11 protein-coding genes are annotated in these 10,314 nt (G+C 68.3%); 7 read left to right on the top strand and 4 right to left on the bottom strand.

Going from position 1 to position 10,314, the window contains the following annotated elements:
- Positions 1-99 precede the first annotated feature (99 nt).
- From ABWP92_RS14300 to ABWP92_RS14285, 4 genes are read right to left on the bottom strand one after another with little or no spacing between them, the layout of a single operon-like run.
- Positions 100-837, bottom strand: a complete 738-nt coding sequence (locus ABWP92_RS14300; RefSeq protein ID WP_353236065.1) for a hypothetical protein — start codon at positions 835-837, stop codon at positions 100-102.
- On the bottom strand, positions 834-1,844 hold the full coding sequence (locus ABWP92_RS14295) for an MlaD family protein (RefSeq protein WP_353236064.1): 1,011 nt from the start codon (positions 1,842-1,844) through the stop codon (positions 834-836). Before ABWP92_RS14295 ends, ABWP92_RS14300 begins: the two co-directional genes overlap by 4 nt.
- A gap of 23 nt (positions 1,845-1,867) precedes the next feature.
- Entirely contained in the window at positions 1,868-2,686 is an 819-nt protein-coding gene (locus tag ABWP92_RS14290) for an MlaE family ABC transporter permease (RefSeq protein ID WP_353236063.1), read from the bottom strand.
- A 36-nt stretch (positions 2,687-2,722) separates the two neighbouring features.
- Positions 2,723-3,181: a MerR family transcriptional regulator gene (locus ABWP92_RS14285; protein WP_353236062.1), complete on the bottom strand. Its 459-nt coding sequence runs from the start codon at positions 3,179-3,181 to the stop codon at positions 2,723-2,725.
- A 40-nt stretch (positions 3,182-3,221) separates the two neighbouring features.
- Here ABWP92_RS14285 and ABWP92_RS14280 point away from each other — a divergent pair, with 40 nt between their 5' ends.
- The 7 genes from ABWP92_RS14280 to ABWP92_RS14250 all read left to right on the top strand — a co-directional run bounded on the left by ABWP92_RS14280 (position 3,222) and on the right by ABWP92_RS14250 (position 10,130).
- The gene (locus ABWP92_RS14280) at positions 3,222-5,294 is read left to right on the top strand and encodes a heavy metal translocating P-type ATPase (protein WP_353236061.1); all 2,073 of its coding nucleotides are present in this window, start codon (positions 3,222-3,224) and stop codon (positions 5,292-5,294) included.
- A gap of 112 nt (positions 5,295-5,406) precedes the next feature.
- Complete coding sequence (locus ABWP92_RS14275) at positions 5,407-5,835, top strand: hypothetical protein (protein WP_353236060.1); 429 nt, start codon at positions 5,407-5,409, stop codon at positions 5,833-5,835.
- 89 nt (positions 5,836-5,924) lie between these two features.
- Positions 5,925-6,287 (top strand): hypothetical protein, encoded by a 363-nt coding sequence (locus ABWP92_RS14270; RefSeq protein WP_353236059.1) that lies wholly within the window; start codon positions 5,925-5,927, stop codon positions 6,285-6,287.
- Positions 6,284-7,717, top strand: a complete 1,434-nt coding sequence (locus ABWP92_RS14265) for a TolC family protein (RefSeq protein WP_353236058.1) — start codon at positions 6,284-6,286, stop codon at positions 7,715-7,717. Before ABWP92_RS14270 ends, ABWP92_RS14265 begins: the two co-directional genes overlap by 4 nt.
- Position 7,718: 1 nt before the next feature.
- Positions 7,719-9,107, top strand: a complete 1,389-nt coding sequence (locus ABWP92_RS14260; protein WP_353236057.1) for a multicopper oxidase family protein — start codon at positions 7,719-7,721, stop codon at positions 9,105-9,107.
- Between the two features lie 15 nt (positions 9,108-9,122).
- Positions 9,123-9,620, top strand: coding sequence for a cupredoxin domain-containing protein (locus ABWP92_RS14255; RefSeq protein WP_353236056.1), 498 nt, complete (start codon positions 9,123-9,125; stop codon positions 9,618-9,620).
- Positions 9,621-9,716: 96 nt separating this feature from the next.
- Positions 9,717-10,130 carry a DUF411 domain-containing protein gene (locus tag ABWP92_RS14250; RefSeq protein ID WP_353236066.1) on the top strand — a complete coding sequence of 138 codons (414 nt, stop codon included), beginning with the start codon at positions 9,717-9,719 and terminating at the stop codon, positions 10,128-10,130.
- Positions 10,131-10,314: the final 184 nt, after the last annotated feature.

The raw sequence follows: 10,314 nt of genomic DNA, 5'->3' as shown, positions 1-10,314 counted from the left end.
AGCGGCTCTAACCACAGCAGCCAGACGGGCGGGCTCCCGGCCGCCCACCAGCTCCTGAGCATCATCCCGGTTCCACCCAGGCCTCTTTCCGAGGCCTTTTCATTTTTCACTCCCCGATACCGGGCCGCCAGGCCCAGGCCGGCCCTGCGCCTGCACCAGCGCGATGCGCCTTTCGATCGCCGCCTGCAACTCCAGGTCTCCAATGGCCCGCGCCCGCTGCGCGCGCAAGCCCAGCCAGCCAAGCAGCGCTCTGCTCCAACCCTGGGCCGAAGCCACTTCGCTCGCCTTCAACAGGGTTTCGGGCGTGGCCCGGCCTCCACTCAACGCGGCGCCGCTGGCCACCAGCAGCGACAGCGGATCGGCGATGGCGGCGATCGCTCCCGCATCCGTCGCGGCCTTGCGCTGCTGCTCGGGCAGCAAGGCGATCTGCTGCGCCGAGAGCGTGCGGCCGGCGAGGTAGTCCGCATAGGCCTGCGCTGCGGGCTGCGCGTCTGCCCGCAGCGCCTCGAACGCCGGACAGTCTCCGACCTGGGCGCTGGCAACCTGCGCGGCGCAGCGCTGGAGTTCCACCATGGCAAGCCGTTGCGGATCGCCCGTGCGCGAGACTTCGCCGCGCGCAGCGTTCCACTCCTGGTCGGCGGCGCGGCTCTTGCCGGAGAGATAAGCCTGCGTGGCGCGCTGGACCGAGCCGACGGAGTTGACTTTCCAGTCCGGCACCCTCGGACGGTCGCCGCACGCGCCAAGCAGCAGCGCCACTCCCAGCGCCGCGCCGCACGCCCACTGGCGCGGGCGTGCGTTCATGACGAAGCCGTGATGAGCGGGTACGTTGGCGTTCATGGCAGTTTCAACTCCGATTCCTTCGCAAACGGCCATTTGCGGTTGATGTCGTCGAGCAGCGTCTCCACCTTGCGCAGGTTCGCCTCGACCTCGCCGCGCAGATCGCCCAGGTCCGCCGTGGCCGCGCGCGCGTTGGCGCCGACAGCCTGCGCCTCCACCAGCACGGCATCGATCCTGGCGAGGCTGCTGCGCGTGTCGGCCAGCAGGCCGTTGAGCTGCACCACGGCGGCGCGCACGTCCGAGACCAGGCCGGCATCCTTGCCCGAGCCAAACACCTGCCGGTCCGCCTTGCCGAGCACGCCGTCCAGGCGGGCGAGCAGCTGGTTCACGCGATCCAGCGCCGCCGCCAGCTTCCTGGCATCCGCCTCGCTGCCGGTCAACACCTTGATGGCGCCGCCCGGCCCGTTCAGGCTGTCGGTGAGCGTGCGTACGTTCTCCACCACGCCGCCGAGCGCCGAGCCCTGGGTCGTCATCATGTTGAGATTGTCCAGAAGCTCGCGGGCAGACGACATGAGCCGTGGAATCTCCGCCGTCGCATCGCCGCGCAGCACGGGGCGCGTGGCCCCCTCCTCGAGCTGCGGATCCGTCAGGATGCCGCTGTAGGCCTTGATGGTGGTGCCGCCGACGATACCGCTCACCAGGGTGAACACGCTGCTGGTGCGCAGCCAGTGCGCTTCCTTCCTGGGCACGTCGATCAGGATGTGCACCTCCGCGTTGTCGGCAAGCTCGATCCTGCGCACGCGCCCGATCGGGAAGCCCTGGAACGTCATGTCCATGCCGACGGAAACGCCCTGCGAATCATCGGCGGTCAGGATCAGCCGCTGCGTGGGCTCGAACACGCCGCGCGCGTACATCAGGTAGAGCGCGGCGCCGACGATGAGCGCCGCCGAGAAGAGCAGCATCGCCACCGCCTTGCGCTCCAGGTGCGCGACGGGGCGCAGCAGTTCCTCGCTGTCGAGCATGGCCTGCTGCCGTGGAGTCAATTCCTTGTTCTGCGGCTCATTCATGGTGTGATGCCTCGCATTCTTCTTCAGTAGTAGTTGCCCACCAGGGAGGCCGCCTCGATGAGCAGCAGCACGGCGAACATGCGCGCCAGCCCTCCGAGCGCCGAATCGGCGCTGCGCAGCGCGCCGCCCACGCTGGAGCGGGCCTCCGCGTACAAGCCTTCGGCCATCGGGATCAACGCGATCGCCAGGCTGAAAAAAACGGTCTTGAAAGCGAAGATGAAGGTGACCTGCGGCGTGAATACACGCCCGAACATGCGCGTATAGACCGGCAGGCCCGCCGCGCTCAGTCCGAAAACACCCACATACGCCATCACCAGCGCCACCACGCAGGAAAGCGCCGCCAGGGTCACGCTGGCGTAGATGCCCGCGACCACGCGCGGCAGGAGTTCCACGCGGATCGGGTCCGCCCCGTGCGAGCGCAGCTTCTCGAAGCGTCCCGACTGCCGCATCAGCGCCAGCCTGGTTCCATTGGGAATGGTCGCGCGCATCGCAACGAACAACGCGGCGGTGAGCGGAATCAGCTCCAGCACCAGCACGCGAATCACCATCTCCAGCGCGTACTGCGACAGTCCGTAGCTCTGCGCCGTGACCACCACGATGCGCGTGATCACCAGGCTCAGCAGCGCCATCAGCAGCGTATGGCCGGCCAGAACCGGCGCGGTCTCCAGATACATGTGCCGGGCCAGCCGCCATCGCGTGGCGCGGCTGTAGCTCGAAGGCGAAAGCATCAGCACCAGCACCACCGCGCCCAGATAAAGGATGCGCCACCAGGCCACGAGCCAGCGCCGCACCGTATTCCAGATGCGTTCCGGCAGATCGGCAAAGCCTTGCATCGTACTCATGGATCGATCATAGCGGGACGGGCGAACGGCCCCACGTCAGACGTGGCGCTTGTGGGCGGCCTGGGGCGGCGGAACCGGCCCGGCGTCGGCGCGCTCGTGCAATGCCTCGATCACATGGCAATGCCCGCCCTTGCCGTCACACCGCCCACGCAGGGAAAGCAGCTCCCGCTCCAGCGTGCGCAATTCCACCAGACGCGTGCGCACATGTTCAAGATGCTCATCCAGCGTGGCGCAGGCCGCGTGGGCATCGCTTTGCGCCGAGACGTCGAGCGCGATCAGGCTGCGCACCTCATCGAGCGACATGTCCATCGCCCGGCACAGGCGCACGAAACGCAGCCGGTGGATTTCATCGTCGCTGTACAGCCGGTACCGGTTGTCCGCGCGCGGCTGCGGCGCAAGCAGTCCTTCCTTCTCGTAATAACGAATGCTCGCGGCCGCAATGCCCGACAGGCGCGCGGCTTCACCGATACGGTATTGGGGACTCTGTAGGGACATCGCTTGACCTTCAAGTGACTTCAAGGTTTCCAATGATGACATGAGTCACGGCACTTCACTTCCCACCTCCCCCCAAAGCCCCGACGGCGGCAGGCACGATCACGCCCATGTCCACAACCACACGCCCGGCGAGCCCCTGAAAAAGGCGCCCCCCGCGGCCATCGGCTGCGGCGCCTGCTGCGGCGGCGACGCGCACGCGCATGGAGAAGGCGGCGATCACGCGGGCCATGACCATGGCGTCCTGCCCGGCTGGCCGCGTATTTTCGCCGCGCTCGCGGTGGCGCTCGGCGCGGAAATCGGCCATTGGCTCGATCTGCCCTACGTGGGAATGGCGCTCGCCGTCGCGTCGATCGGACTGTCCGGCCTGGGCGTCTACAAGGCCGGCATCCGCAGCCTCGCCAGCTTCAGGCTCGGCATCCATGCGCTCATGGCCGTGGCCGTGACTGGCGCATTCCTCATCGGCCAGTGGCCCGAGGCCGCGATGGTGATGGCGCTCTATGCCGCTGCGGAGCGCATCGAGGCACAGGCCATGGACAGGGCCCGCAATGCCATCAGAAGCCTGCTGGATCTTGCGCCGGAAACGGCGGACGTGCTGCAACCCGGCGGGTCGGTGCAAAGGCTGCCGGTCGAACGGGTCGCCGTCGGCTCGACCGTGCGCATCGCGCCCGGCGCGCGCGTGCCGCTCGACGGCACGGTGACGCAGGGCGACAGCGCCGTCGATCAGGCCCCCATCACCGGTGAAAGCCGGCTGGCGGAGAAAACCGCCGGCGATCCGCTCTACGCGGGCAGCGTCAACCAGCATGGCGAGCTGCTGATGCGGGTCGATGCGCCGCCCGGCGGCACGCTGCTCGCGCGCATCGTCCATGCCGTCGAGGAAGCCCAGGCATCGCGCGCGCCGACGCAGCGCTTCGTGGACCGCTTCGCACAGGTCTACACGCCCATCGTCTTCGTGCTGGCGCTGCTGCTGGCCGTGCTGGCTCCGCTGGTGGCGGGCTGGACGTGGCATCAGGCCATCTATCAGGCGCTCGCGTTGCTGGTGATCGCCTGTCCCTGCGCGCTGGTGATCTCCACGCCGGTCACGGTGGTGAGCGCGCTCACGGCCGCTGCCCGGCGCGGCGTTCTGATCAAGGGCGGCAGCGCGCTGGAAGAAGCGCGCCGCATCAAGGTAATTGCGCTGGACAAGACCGGCACGCTCACCACCGGCAGCCCCATGCTCGTGCACTGGAGGGCGATGGCCGCCGGCGACGAAGCCGACAGCGCCCACATCGCCTGGCAGCTCGCCAGCCGCTCGGACCATCCGGTGTCGCGCGCCATCGCATCCGGTCTGTCTGGCGTCTTGCCCGGCCCCCTGGACAACAGCGTGCATGATCTGAAGGCGCTGGCGGGCCGCGGCGTCGAAGGCCGGGTCAACGGCACGCGCCATGTGCTCGCCAACCTGCGCATGATCCGCGAGATGGGCCTGGCCAACCCGGAGCTGGAACGCCTGCTTGCCGAGCAGGAGCTTCAGGGCCGCACGGTGACCCTGCTGGCCGACGCGCAATCGGTGCGCGCCCTGTTTGCCGTGGCCGATCCGCTTCGCGGCACCTCGCGCGAGGCGGTGGAGCAGCTCAAGGCCATGGGCATCGAGCCCATCGTCCTGAGCGGCGACAACGCGGCCACCGTGCAAGCCATCGCCACGCAGGCCGGCATAGAGGACGCGCGCGGCGACCTGCTCCCGCAGGACAAGCTCGACGTGCTGGCCGAGCTGCAGAAATCCAAGGGCCCCACAGCAATGACCGGCGACGGCATCAACGATGCTCCCGCGCTCGCCAAGGCCGACATAGGCTTCGCCATGGGCGGCGCGCATTCCACCGGCATGGCCATGGAGACCGCCTCGGTGGTGCTCATGAACGACGACCTGCGCCGCATTCCCGACACCGTGCGCCTCTCGCGCGCCGCCCATGGCGTCCTGTGGCAGAACATCGGCCTGGCGCTGGGCATCAAGGCCGTCTTCTTCATCCTCGCGCTCATGGGCATGGCCACGATGTGGATGGCGGTGGTGGCGGACATGGGCGTGAGCCTGCTCGTCGTGGCCAACGGGCTGCGCCTGCGCAACTGGGCCAAGGGGAAATAGACAGGAAAAAGTGCTTCATGGGCAGCCTTCCGCGCACGAAGGCCCATGGAATGCAGCGCGGAGCACGCTCCGCCTTCAGGAACTTTCCTGAAGCACGGCTATCATTGAACCCATGCGCCGCATCTTTTCCATGGCTCTCGTCTTCATGCTGGTCCTCCGGGGCCTGCTGGGCGACGCCATGGCCATGGGCATCATGCCCGCCGCTGCGCTGGAGCCCGCCGAACACGCGGTGATGCGGCACATGGAGCATCCCGCGCACGCCGATCCGGCCATGCTGCATGAGCAGCGGCATGAAGCCGTCGCCGACATGCCTTCGTCCGCGCATTGCATGGACGGATCCTCATCCGCGCGGGACTGCGGCGGCGGCAAGCATCACGCCGCGACGCCGTGCTCCGCCTGCGACATCTGCAACTCCTCGCTGCATCTGCCCGCGCGGTGGGAACTGCCAGCCCCTCAAGCCCCGCAATCCCCGCATGCGGAGCACAGCGAGCGCTTTGCCAGCGCGCTGCCCGCGCAGGTGGCCAAGCCGCCCATCTCCTGAACTTCCACGCCCTAGGTGCGTCCGCAATCCGCCGCATACATGGAGGCCTGGCGGGCGCTGCACGAGTCTGAAGTTTTCGGGAGATATCCATGCGCCCAGCGCATTCCTGTCAATCCATCGCCACCATGGCGGTGCGCTGTGCCGTCTGCGGCATGGCCCTCGCCGCCGCCGCGCATGCGCAGACCGGCACGTCCCCGGCGGTGGACGACGCCAACGCGCCAACCCGCGCGCTGCGGCACCACGCCCTGCCGCCGAGCGGTGAAATCGTCCAGCAACCGGGCGACTGGCGCGCCGCCAACGAGACGGTGGCCCTGTTTCCGCGCGGCCATGCGGACGTCGTGCGCTGGGAAGAAGCCCGGCCACGCGACGCGCGCGCAGCCGGGCTGCCCGGCGCACCCGCCAGCGAAGCCGGACCCGCGCCCCATTCCCATCGGCATGGAGCCCGGCCATGAAGCTGCACCGCATCATCACCCCACTGGCGGCGCTTGCGCTGGCAGGCTGCGCCAGCATCGCGCCCGACGGGCTGCGCGGCCAGGTCCAGGAACATACGCAAGGCCGCCTTCCCGCCGATGCGCAACTGCCATCCACCGACGCCGAGGCCCAACGCGACGCGCAGGAGCATATCGCCGGCTGGTTGCGGCAGCCGCTCGATCAGGACACGGCCGTGCGCATCGCGCTGCTCAACAACCCCGATCTTCACGCGCAGCTTGCCGCGCTCGCCGCGCAGGATGCCGATCGCGCACAGGCGCTCACGCTGTTCAATCCGACGCTGACGCTGGGCCGTTTCACCAGCGGGCGGGAGCGCGAGATAGAACGGCAGATTGGGTTCGGCCTGGTCGATGTCCTCACCCTGCCCTGGCGTTCGCGCTGGCTGGGCTGGCAGATGGAGCAGTCCACGCTGCAGGCCTCGCAGAACGTCCTGCTCATCGCCGCCGATACGCGCCGCGCCTGGCTGCGCGCCGTGGCGTCCGAGCAGTCGCTCGCCGCCGCTCTGAGGATGAACGACGCCGCTCGGCTCGGCGCGGAACTGGCCGCCCGGATGGCGCGGGCCGGTAACTTCAGCAAGCTGCAGCAGGCTCGTGAACTGGCGATTGCGCAGGAAGCCGCGGCGCAGCTTGCCCGCGCGCAACTGACGGCGAACCTGGACCGCGAACAACTCGCGCGCATGATGGGCCTGTGGGGACCAGGGGCGGCCTTCGAGCTGCCAGGGCAATTGCCCGCGCTTCCCCGGTTGGCCGCCGAATTGCGCCCGGGCGACGATGCCGAAGCCACGGCTCTGCGCGAGCGCCTGGACCTGCGCGCCCTGCGCCGCGAGCTGGAAGTCGCCGCCGATCGCGGCGGCTGGCCGGCGGTGGGCACGGTCTTCGCGGACATCGGCGCGACCTACTCCAGCAACCGCGCCAGCGACCGCGAAACCGGTCAGCGCGACAAGACCCACGGCTGGGAGCTGGAACTGCCCCTGCCCATCTTCGACTGGGGCGGCGCGGCTTCGGCGCGCGCGCGTGCCGAGGTGCGGCGCAGTGCAGCGCAACTGCAATCGGCGGCGCTGCGCGCGCGCGGCGAAGCCCGCACCAGCTGGCTGCGCTACCGCACGGCGTGGGATCTCGCGCACCAGCAGCAATCGCAAGTGCTGCCGCTCGCCAAGCTCATGCAGGACGAAACCGTGCTGCGCTACAACGGCATGTTCGACAGCGTCTGGCAACTGCTCGCGCAGGCCCGCGCCACGACGCGTGCCGTGATGAGCGCAACCGACGCACAGCGCGACTTCTGGCTGGCCGAAACCGACCTGCAGTTCGCGCTCGCGGGCGGCTCGCCCGGCCCATTCGTGGCGGCGGACAGCAGCCCGGCATCCTCCATCAACGACAACGAACAGGGCCACTGACATGCAGCGCCGCCACTTCTTCCAGGGCGCGGCCACCGCTGCCGCCGCCGCATCCATCAGCCGCGTGGCGATGGCCGCCTTGCCCGAACCGGCCAGCCAGTCGTCGGCAAACACCGCAGCCCCGCTGGCGCCGCCCAACGGACGGCCCTATCGCCCCGTGGTCACGCTCAACGGTTGGACCACGCCGTGGCGCATGAACCAGGGTGTCAAGGAATTCCATCTCGTCGCCGAACCCGTGGTGCGCGAAGTCGCTCCGGGATTCCTGGTGAACATGTGGGGCTACAACGGCCAGAGTCCGGGGCCGACCATCGAGGTGGTCGAAGGCGACCGGGTGCGCATCTTCGTCACCAACCGCCTGCCCGAGCACACCACCATCCACTGGCACGGCCAGCGCCTGCCCAACGGCATGGATGGCGTGGGCGGGCTCACGCAGCCGCACATCGCGCCCGGAAAGACCTATGTCTATGAATTCATCGCGCGCCGCCCCGGCACCTTCATGTACCACCCGCATGCCGACGAAATGGCGCAGATGGCGATGGGCATGATGGGCCTGTGGATCACGCATCCCAGGAACGCGCACCCGCTCATCGCCGAGGTGGATCGCGACTATGCATTCCTGCTGGCCGCCTACGACGTGGAGCCCGGCTCGATGACCCCGCGCGTCAACGAGATGACGGACTTCAACATCTGGACCTTCAACAGCCGCGTGTTCCCCGCGATCACGCCGCTGGTCGCCAGGCGCAAGGACCGCGTGCGCATCCGCGTGGGCAATCTCACGATGACCAACCACCCCGTCCACATCCACGGCCACGAATTCGAGGTGACCGGCACCGACGGCGGTCCGGTGCCCAGGAACGCTCGCTGGCCCGAAGTCACCACCGACGTGGCGGTGGGCCAGATGCGGCAGCTCGAATTCATTGCCGACGAGCCCGGCGATTGGGCATTGCACTGCCACAAGAGCCATCACACCATGGGAGCGATGGGCCACGACGTGCCGACGATGATCGGAGTCGATCATCGCGGACTCGTCTCGAGCATCCAGAAGATCGTGCCCGACTACATGATGATGGGCGAGCGCGGCATGGCGGACATGGGCTCCATGGAAATGCCGCTGCCCGACAATACCTTTCCCATGATGAGCGGCGCCGGGCCGTTCGGACCGCTGGAGATGGGCGGCATGTTCACCACGCTCAAGGTACGGGCGCAACTGGGCGCGGACGACTACCGCGATCCGGGATGGTTCCCGCATCCCGCGGGCAGCGTCGCATGGGAATGGACCGGCCAGCCGCAGGACGCCGGCGCGCCACGCCAGACCACGCCCGGCAGCGCGCCGCAGGCCCCTAACGTTCGCAAACCCGCCGGCGGCGCGGACCACGATCAACACCACTGAGAACGAAGGTAATCCATGAAGAAATACATTGCGATCTGGAGCACATGCGTGCTTCTGTCGTTGGGGGCAAACGCCCTTGCGCATGGCGATGAAAGCCATCACGGCCATGCGGGCAACGCCCCGGCCGCAAGGCAGCAAAAGGACTGGGGCATTGCGGCAGACGCGACCAACGCAGCCCGCACCATCACGCTGCGCATGACCGACGACATGCGGTTTTCCCCACGCGAATTCACCGTGAGAAAAGGCGAAACCGTCAGGCTGCGCGTGGAAAACCGGGGCCGGATCATGCACGAGGTGGTTCTGGGGACACCGGCCAGCCTGCAGCGGCATGCGGACATGATGCTCGCAAATCCGGGCATGGAACATGCCGAGCCCTACATGGCCCACGTCGCGCCCGGCGGGGCCGAGGATCTCGTCTGGAACTTCAACCGCGCGGGCCGCTTCGAGTTCGCCTGCCTGATCGCCGGCCACTTCCAGGCGGGCATGAGCGGCACCTTCACCGTCACCGAATAACGCATGCAAGGAAAGAACACCATGCCAAACCACCCTTTCGCATTCACGCGCCGGCAACTGCTTGCCGGCATCGCCGCAACCATCGCCCTGCCATCGATGGGCGCCACGCCCGCCCGCATCCCGGTGCAGGTCTGGAAGGATCCCAACTGCGGCTGTTGCCATGACTGGATCAGGCACATGGAAGCCAACGGATTCCAGGTGACCGTGCATGACGAAGGCAACAACGCGGCGCGCGCCCGGCTGGGGCTGCCCAATCGCCTTGCGTCCTGCCACACGGCGCTGGTGGGCAGCTATCTGCTCGAAGGCCACGTGCCCGCCAGGGACGTCATGAAACTGCTGGAGCAAAAACCCAAGGCCATGGGTCTCGCCGTGCCCGGAATGCCGGTGGGCAGCCCCGGCATGGACGGCCCGGAATATGGCGGCCGCAAGGACCCGTATGACGTTCTTCTGGTCACCCGGAACCTCATGAACAGCGACGTGTCCACCCGCGTCTTCACCAGCTATCGCTGAAGCGGCCGGCAGCACTCGCCTCAACCCATCGCCCCGCTCCAACCCGGCACACAAGGACTTCCCATGCTCGAACGCCACCAGACCAAGACCAAGCCTTCCACGCTCCCATCCCTGCTCATCTGCGTCGCCGCGCTGTCCATGCCCGGTCTCGACGCCAGCGCACAAACGACGCAGCCAACGACGC

The organism is Diaphorobacter ruginosibacter (genome assembly GCF_040396215.1).
Lineage (GTDB): Bacteria > Pseudomonadota > Gammaproteobacteria > Burkholderiales > Burkholderiaceae_C > Diaphorobacter_A > Diaphorobacter_A ruginosibacter_A.
The sequence above is the reverse complement of the archived record's forward strand: the minus strand, read 5'-3'. Positions and strand labels throughout refer to the sequence as shown.